The 20,199-nt window shown below is 67.5% G+C and carries 16 protein-coding genes; 6 read left to right on the plus strand and 10 right to left on the minus strand.

Annotated features, from left to right (window positions below):
• Positions 1-315 precede the first annotated feature (315 nt).
• From ACTOWK_RS21105 to ACTOWK_RS21120, 4 genes are all read right to left on the minus strand, one after another.
• A complete protein-coding gene (locus ACTOWK_RS21105; RefSeq protein WP_441332054.1) occupies positions 316-1,617 on the minus strand; it encodes a hypothetical protein in 1,302 nt (433 codons plus the stop codon).
• A gap of 44 nt (positions 1,618-1,661) precedes the next feature.
• Entirely contained in the window at positions 1,662-1,883 is a 222-nt protein-coding gene (locus ACTOWK_RS21110; protein ID WP_441332055.1) for a hypothetical protein, read from the minus strand.
• 790 nt (positions 1,884-2,673) lie between these two features.
• On the minus strand, positions 2,674-5,655 hold the full coding sequence (gene plsB, locus ACTOWK_RS21115) for a glycerol-3-phosphate 1-O-acyltransferase PlsB (RefSeq protein ID WP_441332056.1): 2,982 nt from the start codon (positions 5,653-5,655) through the stop codon (positions 2,674-2,676).
• A 111-nt stretch (positions 5,656-5,766) separates the two neighbouring features.
• Positions 5,767-6,711 (minus strand): hypothetical protein, encoded by a 945-nt coding sequence (locus ACTOWK_RS21120; protein ID WP_441332057.1) that lies wholly within the window; start codon positions 6,709-6,711, stop codon positions 5,767-5,769.
• A 326-nt stretch (positions 6,712-7,037) separates the two neighbouring features.
• Here ACTOWK_RS21120 and ACTOWK_RS21125 point away from each other — a divergent pair, with 326 nt between their 5' ends.
• The 4 genes from ACTOWK_RS21125 to ACTOWK_RS21140 are packed head-to-tail and all read left to right on the plus strand — an operon-like array spanning position 7,038 to position 11,682.
• On the plus strand, positions 7,038-7,538 hold the full coding sequence (locus ACTOWK_RS21125; RefSeq protein WP_441332058.1) for a Csu type fimbrial protein: 501 nt from the start codon (positions 7,038-7,040) through the stop codon (positions 7,536-7,538).
• A gap of 13 nt (positions 7,539-7,551) precedes the next feature.
• Entirely contained in the window at positions 7,552-8,304 is a 753-nt protein-coding gene (locus ACTOWK_RS21130) for a fimbrial biogenesis chaperone (RefSeq protein WP_441332059.1), read from the plus strand.
• 4 nt (positions 8,305-8,308) lie between these two features.
• A complete protein-coding gene (locus ACTOWK_RS21135; protein WP_441332060.1) occupies positions 8,309-10,672 on the plus strand; it encodes a fimbria/pilus outer membrane usher protein in 2,364 nt (787 codons plus the stop codon).
• Complete coding sequence (locus ACTOWK_RS21140; RefSeq protein WP_441332061.1) at positions 10,669-11,682, plus strand: Csu type fimbrial protein; 1,014 nt, start codon at positions 10,669-10,671, stop codon at positions 11,680-11,682. The genes ACTOWK_RS21135 and ACTOWK_RS21140 overlap by 4 nt, the downstream gene beginning before the upstream one ends.
• Positions 11,683-11,925: 243 nt before the next feature.
• On the opposite strand, the gene ACTOWK_RS21145 is transcribed toward ACTOWK_RS21140, so the two are convergent.
• From ACTOWK_RS21145 to ACTOWK_RS21170, 6 genes are all read right to left on the minus strand, one after another.
• A complete protein-coding gene (locus ACTOWK_RS21145; RefSeq protein ID WP_441332062.1) occupies positions 11,926-12,843 on the minus strand; it encodes a 5'-nucleotidase, lipoprotein e(P4) family in 918 nt (305 codons plus the stop codon).
• Positions 12,844-12,969: 126 nt separating this feature from the next.
• Positions 12,970-13,440 (minus strand): RidA family protein, encoded by a 471-nt coding sequence (locus tag ACTOWK_RS21150; RefSeq protein WP_441332063.1) that lies wholly within the window; start codon positions 13,438-13,440, stop codon positions 12,970-12,972.
• A gap of 110 nt (positions 13,441-13,550) precedes the next feature.
• Complete coding sequence (locus ACTOWK_RS21155; RefSeq protein ID WP_441332064.1) at positions 13,551-14,051, minus strand: GNAT family N-acetyltransferase; 501 nt, start codon at positions 14,049-14,051, stop codon at positions 13,551-13,553.
• A gap of 143 nt (positions 14,052-14,194) precedes the next feature.
• Entirely contained in the window at positions 14,195-15,220 is a 1,026-nt protein-coding gene (locus tag ACTOWK_RS21160) for a DUF4272 domain-containing protein (protein ID WP_441332065.1), read from the minus strand.
• Between the two features lie 73 nt (positions 15,221-15,293).
• Entirely contained in the window at positions 15,294-16,163 is an 870-nt protein-coding gene (locus tag ACTOWK_RS21165; RefSeq protein ID WP_441332066.1) for a class I SAM-dependent methyltransferase, read from the minus strand.
• A gap of 186 nt (positions 16,164-16,349) precedes the next feature.
• Positions 16,350-18,332 carry a UvrD-helicase domain-containing protein gene (locus tag ACTOWK_RS21170; RefSeq protein ID WP_441332067.1) on the minus strand — a complete coding sequence of 661 codons (1,983 nt, stop codon included), beginning with the start codon at positions 18,330-18,332 and terminating at the stop codon, positions 16,350-16,352.
• A 132-nt stretch (positions 18,333-18,464) separates the two neighbouring features.
• On the opposite strand from ACTOWK_RS21170, the gene ACTOWK_RS21175 reads away from it, so the two are divergent.
• Together ACTOWK_RS21175 and ACTOWK_RS21180 are read left to right on the plus strand one after the other, a co-directional pair.
• Complete coding sequence (locus tag ACTOWK_RS21175; protein WP_441332068.1) at positions 18,465-19,268, plus strand: hypothetical protein; 804 nt, start codon at positions 18,465-18,467, stop codon at positions 19,266-19,268.
• A 91-nt stretch (positions 19,269-19,359) separates the two neighbouring features.
• Positions 19,360-20,133, plus strand: a complete 774-nt coding sequence (locus ACTOWK_RS21180; protein ID WP_441332069.1) for a hypothetical protein — start codon at positions 19,360-19,362, stop codon at positions 20,131-20,133.
• The last annotated feature ends 66 nt before the right edge of the window (positions 20,134-20,199 follow it).

Here is a 20,199-nt window from a genome sequence, read left to right on the forward strand (position 1 = left end):
CCAGGCCATGATGGCGCCGCGCTCTTCGGGACTCAGGTGGGTGTAGTGGTGGCCCATGTGCAGAACCCTTCGGTGGGTGATGCACTTAAGCTTAGAGACCGCCTAACCAAAGAAGTTGCTTTTCTTTGAATCACAGGCCCGCACGAGCGATGCATGCGCAGGGCTCTACATACGGGACATCCCTGTCCCGATGAAAAACGGCCTGCATCCATGCAGGCCGCCCTTCGGGTCTCCTATTACCTTCGCGAGTGCCTTGCGCCGCACAGCAACGTCAACGGCAATGGCAATGGCAACAACATCGGCAACGGCCGAGGCTCAAGCCGAGCGCGGAAGCCTCGCTATGGCGCGATCGAACGTCGCAGCCAACAACACGACCCGCAAGACGTCGGTAAACAACGACGTACGGAACGACAACGGCGTATTGAGGAACACCGCCAGGGGCTGGCCGATGACGTTCTGCCATTCCGGGTCCTTCGGCCCGACCACGTGTTCCATCAACCGCCACGACCACGAATCGATGAACGACAGCAGCTGCCAGCACACGCACAAGGTCAGCAATGCCGGCAGGCCCGCGCGCAGGACCAGGCGCAGGCTGTTGACCACGGGAATGCCCTTGCTGGTCCAACCGGCGCTGGCCTTGTCGGCGAGCATGCGCAGGCTGAAATGCATCGCCTTGAAGCGGGCGCTGACCTTGCCGAGGGTTTCGTCGGCGTCGTCGAGGCGCTGCGCACGGCGCAGGTCGATGCCGTAGATGATCGCGGTGATCGCCAGCCAGATCAGCGGCAGCGCGACCGCGCCAGCGGCGGTGCTCACATAGTCCCAGACCGGCACGATCCCGCGCTTGGCCGGGGCCAGCAGTTTGAACGCCGACATCGGGTCGTCCCACCATTGGGTCACCGCGGCGTACGCCACGCGCTCGTGCCACCAGTCCTTCAGGCCGTTGACGACCTGGGCGATCGCGGCGACACCGACGAACACCCAGTAGGCCTCGCAGCTGGTCGCGACCACGTTCCACAGCGCATGCCCGGTGGCTTCGGCGCGGCGCTTGCTGAACCAGCGCACCGCCCAGGCCACCGCAAGCGCGATCCACAAGCCCTTGAGCTTGAGCACCTCGTTGAGGTTTTCCTTGTCCCAGACGCTGAAGATGTAGGCGGTGCGGAAGTTGCGGCGCAGGTCTTCGAGCAGGCCCCAACCGGCGTAATAAGCGAAGAACGGCAGCATCGCGATGGCCAGCGCGGTGATCCATTGCTTGCGCACCGCCGCGGTGTCCGGCGTGGTCGCGCCGCCGGCCAGCATCGGCAACGACGGCCGCAGCGACTGGAACATCAGGATGGTGCCGGCGAGCTGGGTCACGATCAGCACCGACAGCACCGCGAACGACAACAGCACCGAGCGCTCGCCGAGCTTGACCGCCAACCCCATGAGCAGGTCGTAGCAGACCCGTTGGGCGAAGAACCAGAAGGTCAGCGCCGGCCAGTGGCGCCACAGCAGCCGTGCGCCGAGCGCGGGGATCTCGCGCCAGGCACCGCCCTCAGGGGGCACGTCGATGGCGCCGGAGTCGGCGGAAGACGCGGAAGGCACCGACAGCGTCGGCGTGGACAACGAGGACGTGGACATCGACGGCAGCCGGACGGGAACCCGGCGATGGTACCCGTCCAACGTCACGGTTGGCAGTGACGCGGGTCGGGGGCCAAGACGATTGGACCCGGCGATCCACCGTTGCCGTTGCCGTTGCCGTTGCCGTTGCCGTTGCCGTTGCCGTTGCCGTTGCCGTTGCCGTTGCCGAGATTTTGATCTGCTTCGCTTTGTGGCTTTGCTTTGCCGGTCAAAAGCAGACCCGTAGGGCGGCCCGCATGGATGCGGGCCGTGCGCAAGCAGGCCATGGATGGCCTGTCTGGAGCATCCCTGCGTCGGCTTCGAACGCGCGGGCTCGTGCCCTTGCAAGGAAGGCCTTTTCTTTGGTTAGCTTTGACCGAAGGAACTCCCTGTGGGACTTTTGGGCCAGCAAAAGAAAGTAACCCGGCCGCGTCAGCGGACGGAAGCTCTGCTCTTGCTTGATCGAAACGCCGGAGGCCGACAGGGCGTGGTCGCGGCTTGCGCCGCTCCTACCCCGGCGAAAAGACGCCGCTTCGGCAAATGATGACGGCCTCGTTACCTCTACGCGTCCCGCGGTCGCGACTTGCGTCGCTCCTACCCTGGAGCTGCCGCATCGGCGTGTCGCAATGGTAGGAACGGCGCAAGCCGCGACCACGTCGTGACAATCTTGCGGCGTCTCGCTCAAGCAAGATCAAGATCAAGATCAAACGCCAAAAGCTTCCGCCACTAAAGCGGCGGGTTACTTTCTTTTGTCTAAAGCAACAAAAGAAAGCTAACCAAAGAAGTTGCTTTTCTTTGAATCACAAGCCCGCACGAGCGATGCCGACGCAGGGATTTTTCATACGGGACATCCTTGTCCCGATGAAAAACGGCCCGCATCCCTGCGGGCCGCCCTCCGGATCTTCTATGGCCTTCGCTAGTGCTTAGCTGCGCACAGCAACAGCAACAGCAACAGCAACGAAAGCATCACCATCGATGGCATCGCAGCCAACGTCGGTCGCGGAACATACTCGGTCGCGGCTCACGCCGCTCCTACAGGGGGAACGAGACCGACAGGGACACGCTTGCGCCGCGAACTCAGGCGCTCGCCGCGTCCTTCGCCGCCGGCTTCGCCGCCATCTCCGGACTGATCTTCTCGATGGTATGCCGCAACTCGCGGCCGAGAATGACCTTGGCGTCTTTCGCCCAGGCGTCCAGGCGCTGGTCGAAGGCGAGCTTGCCCTCGCTGTCGGGCCAGACCAGGCGCAGTTCGCGCAGTTTCTGGATGAAACCGCGGAACAGGGTCTTGTCGAAAAACTCGGGCGCGGCCGGCGCGTACAGCAGCGACAGGCGCTGAGCGGCGAGCTGGCACAGGCTTTCGAGTTCGCCGGCCGACATCGTACCGGGGCCGTTCTTCACCAGCACCGAGATGGCGATGTAGTAGCGCTCGAAGGCCTGCTGCAGGGAGTGGCCGATCGCGCGCAGGCGGAACACTTCGTCGGTCTGGCCGGCGTTGCGGGCGAGGATGCCGCCATCGTCGTCGCTGACCCGCTCAAGCAGGCCGGAGCGCACGAACACATCGACCGTGCGCACCAGGCGCTCGGCGAATTCGTCCTCGCTCCACGGCAGGAACAGCTCGGCCTGCAGGAACGGGTACACGCTGCGGCCCAGGCGCAGCACGCCGGCCAGGCTCATGCGGCGGTTGTGCTGGAAGCAGCAGGCGATCCACGAGGCCGCGGTGAACAGGTGCAGGACGTTGTTGCGGAAGTAACTCAGCAGCACCGCCTTGTCGTCGCCGTCGACGCCGAGCACGTCGCCGAGCGGGTGGGCGATGCGTTCGAGCACGTTGATTTCTTCGCCGTGGGCGACGATTTCCTGCGGCGTGTGCGGGGTGACGGTGACGCGGTCGGAATACGGCAGCTCGGCCAGCAAGGTCTTGGACAAGGCGATCTGCGCGAGCAGGTCGGCCTCGCCCATCGCGTGCTTGGGCGTGGACAACAGGGCCAGAGCGAGCAGGTTGATCGGGTTGACGTCGGCGGCGCGGTTGACGTTGACCTGGATCTGTTCGGCGACCGCATCGACCGTCGCCGACAGCCAGCTCGGCTTGTCTTCTTCTTCGAGCGGACGGCCGTCCCACTCGGGCGCGTGCTGGGCGAGCATGTCGTTGAGCCGGATCGGCTCGCCGAAGTTCACCACCACCTGGCCGTAGTTCGAACGCAGCACTTTGGGGATGCCCCACAGCAGCTGCCAGATCGATTCTTTTTCCTTCGGCTTGCCGGACAGCTCGTCGAGGTAGCTGTTGCCTTCCATGAGCTTTTCGTAACCGACGTAGATCGGCTGGAACAGCACCGGGCGGGTCGGCTGGCGCAGGAAGCCGCGCACGGTCATCACGATCATGCCGCCCTTCGGCGGCAGCAGACGGCCGGTGCGCGAGCGCCCGCCTTCGATGAAGTACTCGATCGAATAGCCGCCCGACACCAGCTGCGCGACGTATTCGCTGAGGATCGCCGAATACAGGGCGCTGCCGCGGATGCTGCGGCGGATGAAGAACGCGCCGCCCTTGCGCAGGATGGTGCCGACCACCGGCAGGTTGAGGTTGATGCCGGCGACGATGTGCGGCGGCACGATGCCCTTGGTGTAGAGCAGGTAGCTCAGCAGCAGATAGTCCATGTGGCTGCGATGGCAGGGCACGTAGACGACTTCGTGGCCGGGCGCGTCCTGCTTGAGCTGGTCGAGGTGATGCACCAGCACGCCGCGGTAGATGCGGTTCCACACCGGGGTGAGGATGAAGCTCAGCGAACGCACCACCGGATGCGAGTAGTCGGCGGCGATCTCGTAGGCCATGGCGTGGGCTTTCTTCCACGCTTCGGTACTGTCGCTGCTATCGCGGCGGGCCTGGTCGGCGATCGCGTCCTTGACCGGCTCGGATGCGAGCACGCGGTCGATCAGCATGCGCCGGGTCGACAGGTCGGGGCCGATCACCGCCGCGCGGATGCGGCGGAAGTGGGTGCGCAGCACGCGCGAAAGCTTGCGCACGGTGCGTTCGGACGGCAGGCCTTCGTCGACGATGCCGCGCAGCGACACCGGCGGCGAGAACCGCACCGTGGTGTGGCGGCCGTTGAGGGCGATCGCGAGCAAGCGACGGAAGCGGCCGACCAGGGTCCAGTTTTCCGAGAACAGCACCGAGAACCAGCCGCTGCTGCGGTCCGGCGCGCGGCCGACGAAGATCGACACCGGCACCAGTTGCACGTCGAGCGCGGGGTCGTTGCGGTGCGCATCGAGCAGACGCGCGAGCGAACCGGAATGGGTCTTGGCCGAGGGCGGACCGGACGGCGCCAGGGTGCCGGCATGGCGCCGCGACAGCGCGACGTAGGCGCGCTTGCGGCCGAGTGGGTCGCCCGGCAGGGGTTGCAGCGGGGACGGCAGGCCGCTCTCGCGGCAGGCGCGCTCGAGAATCAGCGCATTCGACAGGCCGTAGTCTTCGAGTACGTAGCAGACCGGGCGACCGTGCCACTCCTCGGCGATGTGTTCGGACGGCGCCTTCGGCTCGATCGTCAGCGATACCCACGGCGCCATGATCTTGCCGAGCAGCCGCGCCCACCACGGGCGGTGCGCCGGCTGGGTACGCTCGCGCGACTCGGTGGCCACCGGCGGCACCGCGATCGGCAGTTCGGGCTGATCGGGTTCGGGCTCGGGTTCGGCGGCCGGGGCGACAGCGACGGGCGCGGAGGCAGGCACGGTTGCGGCTTGGGCTTCGGGCTCGCGGTCGGCGGCGGATTCGGTCACAGGCTCGATTACGGATTCGGACACAGGTGCGGACAAAAGTTCGGCTTCGACGACCGCCTCGGCGGCCGGCTCAATGGCAGGTTCGGCGGCGGACGCCGGCGGCTCGACCGCGTCATCGGCGGTCTCGCCGGATCGGTCGTGCGGCACGGCGTTGAGCTCGGCATCGGCCGGCGCCGGCTCGGCGGCCGGGTCGACCGTAACGGCCGGGTCCGAAGCATCGACCGGCGTGCGTGCGGAGTCGGCCGAAGCGGCATCGGGGAAAGGCAGGGGCGTTTGTTTCGGCATCCCGGTCATTATGCCTATTCGGCTTCGGCGCGCGCCTGACCCATTGGGCCACCTGAAACGGTCCGCGCGAACCGCTCCGCCGGCCTCGCCAACTGCGGCGAAACCCAGGCGGGATGGGGCTCAGCGTGGCGACGCAGGCTTGGCCGGAGCGCTCGCCGCGGGCTGCTTGGCCTTCGACTCGGCCGGCGCCGGGCGGGCCGGCTTCGGCGGCGCCTGCGCTTCGGCCTCGGCATGGCGCAGCACGTCGCTGAGGTACCAGCGGCCGTCGCGGCGCTCGACCAGCACGTAGGCATCGACCGCTTCGCCGGCGAGTTCGTAACGCACCCGCACTCGCGCGCTGTCGCCGGTCTGCTCGGCCAGACGGGTCTGCACGCTGGCGAGGGCGGCATCGAGGTCGAGGCCGTAGCCGTTCACGACCTGCTTGAGCCGTTCGACGAACGGCCCGAGGCGGCGCAGGCTGCGGTCCATTCCGGTGCGGGCGAAGGCGTCCGGCGCCGCCAGTCCGGTCGCGCGTGCGGCCGACACCAGTTGCGGAATCGCCACCCGTGCCCGCGCCGAGTCGCCCAGCGGCGCGCCCTGCGCCCAGGCGCTGAGTGCCGCGATCAACTGGGCGTGGTGGTCGCGCTCGGTGTCGCTGTAGCCGGCTTCGCTGCGCACGTACTGGATCGCGAACAGGCCCATGGTCTTGGCCGCCGAATGCAGCTCGGTGTCGGCGCCGGCGAACTGGCGCCGGTAGGTCGCGACCAGGCTGCGTTCGGCATCCTGCGCGGCGAGCGCGGCAATGAAGCTCGGGAAACGGTCGTCGAGCGGCAGTTCGGTCAGCGGCCAGACCGTACGGCCTTCGCGCCACGCGGTCTCGAGCCGGGCATGCAGCTCCGGCGTCACCGCGTGGCGGGCGTAGGCGGCCAGATCGTTGCGGCGCAGGTCGGCGACCAATTGGGTCACGGCCTGGGCCGGCAGGGTCGGGACCGGATCGGCCGGCGGCGTTGCGCGCTCACAGCCAACCGCCGCCAACAGGACAGCGGTCGACAGCAGCGCGGTGCAGGCGCGTCGGACGATGGACATCGGGTGCGGCTCCCCAGTCGCGGACGGGCATCTTGGCGGCGCACCCCGGCCGACACAAGCCGTCCACCCCAGCACCGCCAAGAAAGCACACTACTTGACGCATTACGTCGACTAACGCTCATTTTCGGCGCGACGATAAAACTGTGATTTACATCACAAAAATAGATCTGAATAGGCCTTAGCCGGTAGCACGTGACCACCATCACCCTATGTCCGTTTATGTCCGACTACTGTGCCCTGAATGGCATGTTTTATGCGTTCTTAACAGGCAGATCCGGCAAAAACGCCGGGCCGTCAGAGCGCGATTAGCGCAGGAGCACCGATTCATGCGTCTTTCCCCGACCCGTCTGCTCGCAGCCTTCCTCGTAGCCGGCATCGCGCCGGCCTACGCCGCCAACGACACCACCCAGTTCGACGTCACCATCACCATCACCAGCAGCTGCGATATCCACACCGTCGCCGCCACCGACGTCAATTTCGGCACGGTCGCTTCGACCGCGACCAACGTCGACCAGCAAGGCCAGCTGACCGTGAACTGCACGCCGGGGACGGCCTATACGATCGCGCTCGACAACGGCCAGAACGGCGCCGACGTCAACAGCCGGGCGATGAGCGACGGCACCAACGAAGTGCCCTATCAGCTGTATCGCGCCGCCGCGCGCGGCGCCGGCGACGTCTGGGGCAGCACCACCGGCGGCGGCGGCAACGTCCTCGCCGGCAGCGGCACCGGCGCGGCGCAGAACCTGCCGGTGTACGGGAGGACCCCCAGCGCCAACTTTCCCGCTGCTACTTACAATGACGTGGTGACCGCCACGGTGACCTACTGACCGGGACCGGACGATGAGCGGCCGCCGGCTCCCGCATGCCGTCCGTGCCGCCCTCGCCACTGCGGCGCTATGCGGTGCGCTGGCTGGGGCACCGGTCGTCGCGGCCGGGCTGCAGGTCACGCCCACCATCCTGACCCTGCAGGTCAAACAGCGCGCCGACGGCCTGTGGCTCAGCAACACCGGCAGCAAGCCGCTGCAGGCGCAGGTGCGGGTGTTCCGCTGGGTCCAGGAAAACGACGAAGAACGCTTCGAAGCCACGCGTGCGCTGGCGATCAGCCCGCCGATGCTGGAACTCGCGCCCGGGGCGCGCCAGTTGGTGCGGGTGATCCGGCTCGGCGCGCCGCCTGCGGTCGAGGAAAGCTATCGGCTGATCGTCGACGAACTGCCGCCCGGCGATCAGGACCGCCCGGCCGGCCTGCAATTCGTACTGCGCTATTCGGTGCCGGTGTTCCTCGCGCCAACGGGGGACGCGGCCCTCGCACCCGAGCTGCGCGCGCAACTGAGCTTCGAAGGCGAACAAGCGCGCCTGAGCGTGCACAACCGCGGCGGCCAGCATGCGCAGCTGGCCGATCTGGTATTCGTCGATGCGCAGGGAGTCCGCCATGCGATCGGGTCGGGCCTGTTCGGTTACGCCCTGGCCGGCCAACGCATGCGTTGGGCGCTGGCGGCGCCGGCCGAGTTGTTACGCGGTCCGGGTACGTTCAAGGCGAGGATCAATGGCGAATCGACCGAGCGGACGCTGGCGCTGGACTCGCCGGCTCGCTGAAGCCATGTCCGCCGGCCTGCTCCTGGCATCGCCTGCGAGCCATGCGGCGGAACTGCCGCCGTTGATCCTGGCCCGCGCCGGCGAGAGCAACGCAGCGACCGCGCCGCTGCAGCTCTATCTCGAAGTCAGCCTCAACCAGACCGCCTACGGCACGCCGCAGCCGTTCGAGCTGCGCGAGGGCCGTTTGTTCGCCAGCGTCGCCACCCTGCGCCAGATCGGCTTCGTTCTCGAAGGGCACGGCGAGGCCGAATCGCTGGCGCCCGACAGCCTGCCCGGCGTCGCCGTGCGCTACGACGCCGCGCTGCAACGCGTGGCCATCGATGCGCCGCTGTCGCTGCTGTCGTTGGCGACCACGCGCCTCAACGCGCCGGGCACCGACATCCCCACCGCAAGCGCGTCGCCGGGCCTGTTGTTCAACTACGACCTCTACAGCAGCCGCGACGACCACGGCGACAGCACCAGCGCCCTCGCCGAACTGCGCGTGTTCGGCGTGGGCCGCGGCGTCTTCAGCCAGACCGCGGTCACCCGCAGCCATCGCAGCGAGGACGAGGCGCGGCGGACCGATTCGGTACGCCTGGACAGCAGCTGGCGCTGGTCCTCGCCGGCCTCGATGCTCAGCGTCAGCGTCGGCGACGTGATCAGCGGCCAGCTCGACTGGACCCGGCCGCTGCGCCTGGGCGGCGTGCGCATCGGCCGCGACTTCGGCCTGCAACCGTACCGCATCACCACCCCGCTGCCGACGTTTCTCGGCGAAGTCGCGGTGCCCTCGGCGGTCGACCTGTACGTCAACGGCATCCGCCAATACAGCGGCGAACTGCCGCCGGGGCCGTTCCAGCTCGCGACCATTCCGGGCATCACCGGCGCCGGTAACGCGCAGCTGGTCGTCACCGATGCGTTCGGCCGCACCCGCCAACTCGACTTCCCGTTCTATGCCGCGCAACAACTGCTCGCCAAGGGCTTGTCGGATTGGTCGCTGAGCCTGGGCCTGGTGCGCGAGGACTATGCGTTGCGTTCGTTCGCCTATGGCAGCGAACCGCTGGCCAGCGCCGACCTGCGTTACGGCGTCAGCGATGCGTTCACCGTCGAGGCGCATGCCGAAGGCGGCGACAGCGTGGTCAACGGCGGACTCGGCGCGATCTGGTTGCTCGGCGGCGCCGGCGTGTTCAGCGCCTCGCTCGCGCATGGCCAGGACCGCAGCGACTCCGGCTGGCTGTACGCCGCCGCCTACAACTGGAGCAACGGCCGCTTCAACATCGCCGCCGACACCCAACGCACGCATGGCGAGTACCGCGACGTGGCCTCGCGTTATGGCCAAGCCCCGGCGCGGATCAGCGAACGCGCGGTGGCGAGCTGGAACGACACCCGCCTCGGCAGCCTGGGCCTGAGCTACGTGCGCCTGGTCTATCGCGACGAAACCCCGGCCCGCTACGGCAGCGCGACCTGGTCGCGCAATTTCAGGAGCGGCGCGACCTTCAGCCTGTCGTACAACCAGAACCTGGACCGCGCCGAGGACCGCAACGTCTACCTCGGCTTCTCGATGAACTTCGATCGCAGCCTGCAACTCAGCGCGTCGCTGCAACGCAATCGCGGCCGCGACCAGGCCGTGCTCGACCTGAGCCGGCCGCTGCCCGGCGACGGCGGCTTTGGCTGGCGTCTGCAAGCGCGCGGCGGCGACGGCGAAGAAGGCGGCCTGGCCGAAGCCGGCTGGCTGACCGGGTTCGGACGCTACAGCCTCGGCTTCGCGCGCCAGGGCGACGTCGACTACGGCTATGCCAGCGCGAGCGGCTCGCTGGTGTGGATGGGCGGCCACGTCTTCGCCGCGCGCAACGTCAGCGATGCGTTCGCGGTGGTCTCCACCGACGGTCGCGCCGACGTGCCGGTGCTGCTCGAAAACCGCCCGATCGGCCGCACCGACCGCGACGGCATGCTGCTGGTCACGCCGCTCAATGCCTGGCAACGCAATCGCATCGCCATCGACCCGATGGAACTGCCGGCCGACTTGCGCCTGGACCGGGTCGAAGTGCAGGCCACGCCGCAGGACCGCTCCGGCACGCTGGTGCGCTTCGGCATCGAACAAGTGCGCGCCGCGGTGTTGGTGCTGCACGACGCCCGCGGCCAGGCCCTGCCGGTCGGCAGCCGGGTGCATCTGGATTCGAGTTCGAGTTCGAGTTCGGATTCGGACTCGGATTCGAGCGCGACCGCCGTCGTCGGCTACGACGGCGAGACTTATCTCGACAACCTGCACGACATCAACAGCGTGCGCGTCGACACCGCCGAGGGCCCCTGCAGCGTGCGCTTCGAATATCCCGCTGGCGGTGGCGTGCCGCGCATCGGCCCCCTGATCTGCCAGACCGAGGTGTCGCCATGAATCGCCTGCACGCAGCGGCGCTGTGCCTGCTGTTGATGCTGCCGCTGTTCGCGCGGCCCGCATCGGCGGCGACCACCTGCACCGGCAGCATGACCAATATGACGTTCGCGGCGACCAGCGGCGGCGTCACCGATGCCACCGCAACGCTCACCATCACCTGCAATACCTTCGGCCTGTCCCTGCTCGCCAACGCCAGGGTCAACATGTGCATGAGCATCCGCAGCGGCACCGACGGCGGCGGCACGCTCAATCCGCGTCGCATGATCAACACCTTCAGCGACCCGATGAACATGCAGCTCTACACCGACGCCGCACGCACGGCGATCTGGGGCTCGCGCGGCAACGCCACCGTGCCCAACCCGGCGCTGCTGCAACTCACCTACGCCGTGCCGGTGCTCGGCGGCGGCGCAACACAGAACATCACTCTGTACGGACGCATCCCGGCGCAGACCGGGCTCAACGCCGGCACCTACGTCAATCGTTTCACTGCGGCCGCCGACACCTTGATCGAGTTCCGCTATGACGAACAGTTGCTCGGCACCCCGCCGATGCCGGCCTCGTGCATCTCCGGCGGCAGCGCCGGCACCTCCAGCCAATTCCCCTTTACCGTCAACGGCTCGGTGCCGGATAGCTGCACGCTCACGCCCAAGCCCGTGCCCAATATGGCCTTCGGCAACGTGCCTGGGCCGATCACCTCGAACGTCGACCAGACCACCTCGATCGGCCTGGTCTGCAGCGGCCGCACTGCCTGGCAGATCGGCCTCAACAACGGCCTCTACGCCAGCGGCACGACCCGGCGCATGCGCAACGGCGCCGGCCAGTTCGTCGTCTACGAGTTGTATCGCAACAGCCCGCGCACGCTGCGCTGGGGCAACACCCTCGGCAGCGACACCTTGACCGGCACCGGTACCGGCACGTCGCAATCGCTGCCGGTCTACGGCCGCGTCGGCGCGCAAGCGCCGAGCATCGGCAGCTACAGCGACACCATCACGGTGACGGTGACGTACTGATCGCGCTGCGCGCGATGCAGGATGCCTGGCCGCTGGATGCGCAAACGAAAAAAGAAAAAGGAGGCGCGAGGCCTCCTTCAAACCGGCTTGCGCCGGAAGATTACGAGTTGTGGCATGGCCCCGGCTGGCACCGGGATGGGCGCAGCCTAACGCCGCGCCAAAGTTAATGCAACACCTGAAGTATTGCGATGTAACTTACTGATTTTTATAAGCCGATAATCGCCAGCATGCCTGAGACTACGGTCATGGCGCCAGATCGAGCGCGGCGCGCTTGGCCTGGCGGCGGGTTTCGCGCGGCTGGCTGAAGTCGTTGTTGAAGGTCATCGCCTCCCACGAGCCGTAGCTCGGGTTCGGCAGCATCCACCAGCGCTCGCCGAACCAGTCGTGGTACTGCTGCAGCAAGGCGTCGCGGCCGTCCGGCGTGTTGGCGACGACCTGGACGAAGTCGCCGAGCTGATCGCCGAACTGCATCAGCACGCGATACTGACGCCCGGCCAGCAGGCGGCGGCAGTTCTTCTCGCTGCCGTTCTGTTCGCAGCCTTCGACCACCGTGCCCAGGCCGAGGAAGACCTGGTCGTCGGCGACCGGCAGGCCGGCGCTGCGCAGGTTGGCCAAAGTGGCCTCCTTCAAGTGCACGGCGCGGTTGGACAGATACAGGATCGTGATGCCCTTGGCCTGCGCGGCCTTGGCGAAATCGACCACGCCCGGCAGCGGCTTGGCCTTCTTTTCGGCGACCCAGGCGTCCCAGGTGACCTCGTCGTATTCCTTGCCGTCGCGGACCAGGCGCGCCTGATACGGCGAGTTGTCGAGTACGGTCTCGTCGACGTCCATGACCACGGCCGGCTTCAGGCCTTTGACCGGATTGCCGCGCTCGTCGGGCACCAACGCGTCCCAGTTGGGCTGCTTGAGCGCGGTGTCGAGCTTGTCGGCGGCGGCGCGGTAGACCGTCTCGGTCGCCGCGCGATACTCGACCGAACGCTGCATCCACAGCACCGCGTTGAGGTTGTCGTCGGCGCTGGACGCGGCCGGCGCAGCGGCGGGAGCGGTCTTGGCATCGGCCGGGGCCGCAGGCGCCGGCGCGGCCGGCGCGGCCGCAGGCTTGCAGGCGCTCAGCGCGAGCGCGCAGGCGAGGGCGGTCAGGGCAAAGGCGCGGGTCTGCATGCGCGGGCGCTCGGTCGTGGCAAGGCGGGGAGTGTAGGCCCCGCGGCAAAACGCTGTCGATTGCCGGCCCGGGCGCGGCGGTTCAGGACGCGACGGAGGCTGGCGCCTACGGCCGCGCCCGACCGATCAGCGGCGCTCGCGCGGCGGCGCCTGGGCGATGCATTCGACTTCCACCTTCGCGCCCAGGGCCAGCCCGGAGGCCGCCAAGGCGCTGCGGGCCGGGAACGGCGCGCTGAAATGCTTGCGATAGACCTCGTTGAAGGCCGGCCATTCGGCGACGTCGGCCAGGAACACCGTGCATTTGACGACGTCGCTCATCGAGGCGCCGTGGCGTTCCAGCACCTGGCGGATGTTGCGCAAGGTCTGCTCGGCCTCGGCGGCGATGCCGCCCTGCGCCAGCGCATTGTTGCCGCCGGGCACGGTGCCGATCTGGCCCGACAGGAACAGCAGGTCGCCGCTGCGCACGGCTTCGGAGAACGGCAGCTCGGCCGCGGCCGGATCGGGCGAGCGCAGGAACTCGGGCTTGCGCGTTTCGCCGGCGATGGCGCCTTGCGCGGCGAAGGCCAGTAACAGCGAGATCGACAAGGCTAGGCGCATGACCACTCCAGGAGTTGGGCGTGAGTTCGGGTTCGAGATTCGAGATTCGGCGACCGCCGTGACCGTCGCAGCACGCCGTGCAGCCTAGGCAGCGCGACCGGACCGCGGCTTCAAGCCGGCACCGGCGCGACCTGCAGCGAGACCTGCTTGGTATCGCCGGCCACCCATTGCGTGCCGACTTCGCCGAAACCGTAGCGCGCATGGAAACGGCTGGAGGCTTCGTTGAACGGCACGATGTAGAACTCGCAGACGATCTGGGCGAAGCCGCGCTCGCGGGCGAACGCGAACAGATCGTCGTAGAGCAGACCGCCGAGCTTGCGCCCGCGGTGGCTGGCGGCGACGGCGATGCGGTCGACGTACAGGAAGGTCGGATAACGTTCGGAAAACCACAGGTAGTTCGGGCTGTCGTAGTCGGCGCCTTCGCGAAACCCGAGCAGGAACGCGACTACGGTGTCGCCGTCGCAGACCACGCGGTGATACACCGACTGGCGGTCCAGCTCGGCGAGCCGCTGCGCGTCGAGCGGGCTCATCAGGGCCTCGGATTCGAGGTTGAGCGCGAGTACGGCCGGATGATCGGCGGGGGTGACGTTGCGGATGGTGAAAAGGGACATTGTGGCGGCGGCCAGGGTCTGGAAAGAGGTTAGGAACTGGTGGTTAGGAACTTAGGAGCTAGTAGCAGGAACTGGAGGCGGAACCAGCAGCGGAGCGTCGCCGCTCCCACTCGTTACTCACTCCTCTTGACTCGCTCCTCGCTTCAAGTAGGCGTGCCGACTTCGTCCCACTCCTGTTCGTCGAACCGCAACAGCCAATTGAGCGCGTAATGGCGCTCGTAGACGATGCTCGGGTGCAGGTCGGCCGGCGGCGCTTTTTCGTCGAGGCGGGCTTGGCGGACCAGCCAATGCCGGCGATAAAGCCCATCGAGGGCGTCGAGCAATTCCGCTACCGGACGCAGTCGTGCGGCGGCGATGTGGGCCTCGTCGGCGTGTTCGATCGCGGTCAGCGCGACCTCGCCGGCATCGCAGATCGCGGTCGGCGGCGGCAGCGCGTCGCTCAGGCCCAGCGCCCACTGCAGCAGCGCCGCGCTCTCGTAGCGCCAGCCATGATTGGCCCAGGTTTCCTCGTCGGGCGTTTGGGCATCGATGAAGGCGCGTTCGGCCGGCGTCAACGCGGCGACACCCGGGCCGAGCTTGAGTGCGATCTCCTGCGTCGACAGCGGGTCGCTGCCCAACGACTCGGCGCGCACCGCGACCGCGGTCAGCGCCAGCATCCGCCGCATGGCGTCCTCCGGCGCGCGCAGGCGCACTTCGCCGGCGCCGAGCACCGGCGGCAGATGCGCCGGTACGTTCGCGCCGAGCGCCTGCAATTCCGCTTCGCTGCGCACCTTGCGTTCGCGCGCATCGGCCGGATACGGCAGGGCCGAGTCGGCATCGACCGAGGGCTCGCCCTGGCTGACCAGCACTTGTCCGGCCGGATCGCGCACCGAGCCGTCGGGCAGGAAGCAGACCGCGTTCGCGGCCTGCGCCCACGAGGCCAGGGCCTCGAACGCGCCGTCCTCGACCTCGAAGCTGTAGTGGCTCTGGACCCGCTGCAGATGGCGGATCACCGCAAACGTGCGGGCGTCCATGCCGTCTTCGATCGTGCCGAGCACGTAACCGACGAAGCCCTGCAGATGCGGCACCAGTTCGGCATCGCTGCGGTCGCGATAGGCCGGCGTGGCCTTGAGGAAATCCGGCGCCGGCGGCGCGGCGAGCGTGGAGTAGGCGTTGATCAACAGGGCCATGGCTCGGTACCTTTACCTCGACGTTCGAAAGTTCGGACGCAAGGATAGACCAGCCACAGCGCGGCGACCGTGATCAGATGCGATCAGACTGCCCCGGTCCAGGCTTCACCGTTACCAGCACCTCATTGAGCTCGGCTCGGATGCCCTTGCTCAAATCGTCGATTCTGATCAGTTGCGTGAATAGGCCGGATGCGGCGTGAATGTAACGGCAAATATCGTAGCCCCAGTCCACCGTGACCAATGCGCCGTCTTCGCTGACCGGATTACCGTGATACTGAGCCTCACGGAGATATTCGATGCTACCGTCGCCATTCAAGCTCGCACGACGCTCCGACGGATAATTCCGATGCACCAAGGGGACTGTGAAGATATGCGCGCCACCGGGACGCAAGGTACGCGCTACTTCATAGAATGCGCCTGCGGGATCGAACACATGCTCCATGACATCCTGTGAGATGTGTAAATCGATGCTCTCATCGGCGAACGAAAGCTTCTCCATGTTTTCGCAACGGACGCCGGATACGAATTCGCCCGCCACGACACCGGGAAAGAACTGAGTCGGAATATAGTCGCGGCATTCGGTTTGCAACTTCAAACTCGCTCCCCGCCCTGCCGGGGACGATTCGTGGATGCGCATCTCGCGCCACTGCGGATAAAGCGTATCGATCACATACATCAATGCACGTTCACGCGGAATGCTGCCGCAACTCTCGCAGAGATAGCTGTCTCGCAACCATTCGTGGGTCGCGGAAAAAACCACCGACTCGCCGCAGGTCGGGCAAAGGCCTTCACTAACCAGGATCTTGGGGGCCGGCTCGGCTACGACGAATTCGTCCGGGAGCGGAGTACTGTCGCCGCCATCGGCCAGCGAAGGCCCGTTCTGGGGCTCCCGAAAAGCCGAGAAACGACGACTCAACCTACGTAAAACGGAATAGTCATTCATGCTTACCCCCTTACGAATTACCGAAACTAACCCCGAGCAGCGGGGCAAGGCAATACTGCCATCGACAATGCGCACCAAACCTACTTCCCGGCGCCGTTAAATGTGCGCCGGTTCATAAGATGATTACGGAAGCTTTCCCTGTGGCAGACGACCTGATCCGCGATCAACAGTCTGCTTTCAGCCCGCTCAGCCGTTTTCCAACAAGGCCTTGATCGCCGCGAACCCCGCGTTCGCGCGCTCGTGCTTGCGCGCCGCGTCCGCAACCGGGTCGGCGCCGTCGCGTTGCAGTTCGGCCGCCGGCAATTCTTCGATGAAACGGCTCGGCTTGAGCCGGATGCGTTCGCCCCAGCGCTGGGTTTCGCGCGCGTGCGACAGATACAGCGCTTCCTTGGCGCGGGTGATGCCCACGTACATCAGGCGCCGCTCTTCGTCGAGGCGGCCTTCGTCGAGGCTGGCGTCGTGCGGCAGGTTGCCGTCTTCGACGCCGACGATGAACACGTAGCGAAACTCCAGGCCCTTGGCCGCGTGCAGGCTCATCAGCCGCACCTGATTGCCGGCCTCGCCCTTGTCGGCGTGCGACAGCAGCGCCAGCTGCGCGGCCAGCTCGCCCGGGCCCGCACCCTTGCCGCCGTCGAACCAGCCCGACAGTTCGCCGAGGTTTTCCTTACGTCGTTGGAACGAAGCTTCGTCCTTGCACTGGGCGCGGATCGAAGCCAGCAGGCCGCTGCGTTCGGCCAGCACGCCGACCAGTTCGCCGGGGCTGATGCGCTGCGCTTCGGCGCGCAGGAAGCGCAGGATCTGCACGAAACCGTCGAGCGCGGTGCCGGCGCGCGGGCTGAGCTGCTTGATCGCGTTGATCGATTCGGCCATGCGCGACATCGGCAGCTGCGCGTGCTGGGCCATCTCGGCCAGCTTGGCCAGGGTGGTCGCGCCGACCTCGCGCTTGGGCGAGGTCACCGCGCGCAAGAAGGCCGCGTCGTCGTCGGGGTTGGCGATCAGGCGCAGCCAGGACAGCGCGTCCTTGACCTCGCCGCGCTCCAGGAACGCGGTGCCGCCGCTGAGGTGATAAGGCACGCGCAGCAACTGCAGCGCTTTTTCCAGCGCGCGGCTTTGGTGGTTGCCGCGGAACAGGATGCAGAAATCGGCCCACATCGCCTGGTTCTTCTGCGCCAGGTACTGGATTTCGGCGGCGACCTTCTCGGCCTCATGAGCGCTGTCGCGGCACTCCCAGACGCGGATGCGCTCGCCGTCGGCCTGGTCGCTCCACAGGGTCTTGGGGTGTTCGTGCGGGTTGTTGGCGATCAGCGCATTGGCCGCGCGCAACACGCGGTTGCTGCAGCGGTAGTTCTGTTCGAGCTTGATGATCTCCAGGCTCGGATAGTCCTTGCCCAGTTCCAGCAGGTTGTCGGGGTTGGCGCCGCGCCAGGCGTAGATCGACTGGTCGTCGTCGCCCACGCAGGTGAACAGGCCGCGCGGGCCGGCCAGGGCCTTGAGCAAGCGGTACTGGGCGTCGTTGGTGTCCTGGCACTCGTCGACCAGCAGGTAGCCGATGCGTTCGCGCCAGGCCAGCTGCACCTCGTTGTCGGCTTCCAGCAACTGCACCGGCAGACGGATCAGGTCGTCGAAGTCGACCGCATTGAAGGTGGTCAACCGCGCCTGGTACATCTCGTACACCGTCGCGGCCTCGATCTCGCGCGCGCTGCGCGACTCGCGCATGGCTTCGGCGGGCGACAGGCCGGAGTTCTTGGCTCGCGAGATCAGGTTGCGCATCTCGTCGATCACGTCGGGCTTGCTGCCGGCCGGCAGCAGGTCCTTGATCTGGGCGTTGCTGTCGTCGCTGTCGAACACGCTGAAGCCGCGGCGCAGGCCGAGCTTGGCGTGTTCGAACTGGAGGAATTTCAGCCCCAGCGCGTGGAAGGTGCAGATGGTCAATCCGTCGGCGCCGTCGCCCCGGATCCGCTTGGCCACGCGCTCGCGCATTTCCTTGGCGGATTTGTTGGTGAAGGTGATCGCGGCGATGCGCTTGGCCGGCATGCGGCCGGACGCGATCAGATGGGCGATCTTCTCGACGATGACGCGGGTCTTGCCGCTGCCGGCGCCGGCGAGCACGAGCAGCGGCCCTTCGGTGTTCAGAACGGCGGCGCGTTGGGGGGGATTGAGACCGTGCATGGAATGTCGGATCGCCGGCAAGGGCCGGTCAGGCCGCACAGTCTAACCGCCACGCCCGCGACCGGGCCGGGCGGCTCGGGTAGGCTAGGCGGCGCAGGCCCGGACCGCGCCGGGCCCTCGTCGGAGGTCGCCATGGCACGTGGTCTGGTCGTCCTGCTGGCTGGCGCCGGGCTGGTCATGTCCTCCATGGCCGCCACGGCCGGCTCCACTTCCGCCCGCCCTGCCGCCGCGGGCTCCACGGCCGCCGGGCCGACCGAGGCGACGCCGGAGCAGTTGGCCAGCGCCGAAACCGACCGCATCGGCCACCGCGATTTCGACGCCCGCCAACGCATGTCGGCAACCTATCCCAACGAGCTGTGGCGCTTGTACGGCAGCGACGCGGCCGGCCGCGGGCAGTGGCAGGACGCCTCGCGTTTCTTCCGCCGCGCCGCACGTTATGCCGACAAGTATTCGCAGCATCGGCTCAGCCTGATGTACTGGCACGGCCTCGGCGTGCCGCACGACCGCGCCCTCGCCTACGCCTGGGCCGACCTCGCCGCCGAGCGCAGCTACCCGCAGTTCGTATTGCTGCGCGAAAAGATGTGGCAGGAACTCGACGAGGCCGAGCGCCAGCGTGCCCTGCGGCAGGGTGTGGCGATCTTCGACGAATACGCCGACGAGACCGCCAAGCCGCGCATGGAGCGCGCCGTGGCCCGCGCCCGCAGCCGCATCACCGGCAGCCCGGCCGGCCTGACCACCGGCAACCTGCGGGTGTTCGCCTCGCGCGGCGGCTCGAGCCTTTTCGACCCCGGCGACTCGCTCGACCTGCGCCCGATGTACGCCGACTGGCGCATGGACACCCGCCGCTACTGGGCGGTCGAGGACGCGGTCTGGCAAAGCGGCGGCAACGTCGAGGTCGGTACGCTGGAAACGATCATGAGCAGCCAGCGCCCTTGAAGCGATGCTCCTGGCTGCGCCCCTGGTCCGGGCTTGCTACCCTCGCGACCGCGCCGAACCTCCGCCCGGCGCGAGTACCGGAGCGCACGCCGTGACAGGACGTCTGATCTGTTTTCTGTTCGCCGCCTCATTGGCGACAAGTTCGGCCTCGGCTGCAACCCCGGCGCCGATCGGGCCCGACCCGGCCGCGGATGCGGCCCTGGCCGACGTCGGCTACATGCACCTGCATCCCGACGTGGAGTACCGCCAGCTCGGCCTGCAGTCGTATCGGCGCGGGCATCGCGCGGTCGCCCTCGATCATTTTCGCCGCGCCGGCTATTTCGGCGACAAGCCCGCGCAAGGCTTGGTCGCGGAGATGTACTGGAAAGGCGAAGGCGTGGCGGCCGACCGCGCCCTCGCCTATGTGTGGATGGACCTCGCCGCCGAGCGCGGCTATCGCGACCTGGTCGGCCTGCGCGAACGCTACTGGGCGCAGCTGAGCGCGGCCGAACGCCAGCGCGCGCTCGAACAAGGCCCGGCGCTGTACCGGGTGTACGGCGACCCGACGGTCAAGCCGCGCTACGCCCGTCGCCTGCAACGCCTGCGCAACCAGATCACCGGCAGCCACATCGGCACCGACGTCGGCGTGCTGGCCGGTCAGCGCGACGCCTCCGGCTCGGTCGCTCTGACCGGTGGACTGTACGCCGACGCCAACTGGAACGCCGAGCACTACTGGCAACGCCAGGACCGCCTGTGGAAGCTGAAACTCGGCGGCACGGTCAACGTCGGCGACGTCGAGGCGATGAATCCGGAAGGCGCCGTCCCGCCGCCGGCCGAGAGTGCAGCGAACGGCAAGGTCGACCCCGAGGACCCGCGTCCTCGTTGATGCGGCCGGCGCCGCATTCGCCCCCGGCTGAACGGGCCGGAGCATGTCTTCAGCGCTCGCGCGCCG

The organism is Lysobacter sp. CA196, assembly GCF_052078695.1.
Lineage (GTDB): Bacteria > Pseudomonadota > Gammaproteobacteria > Xanthomonadales > Xanthomonadaceae > Lysobacter.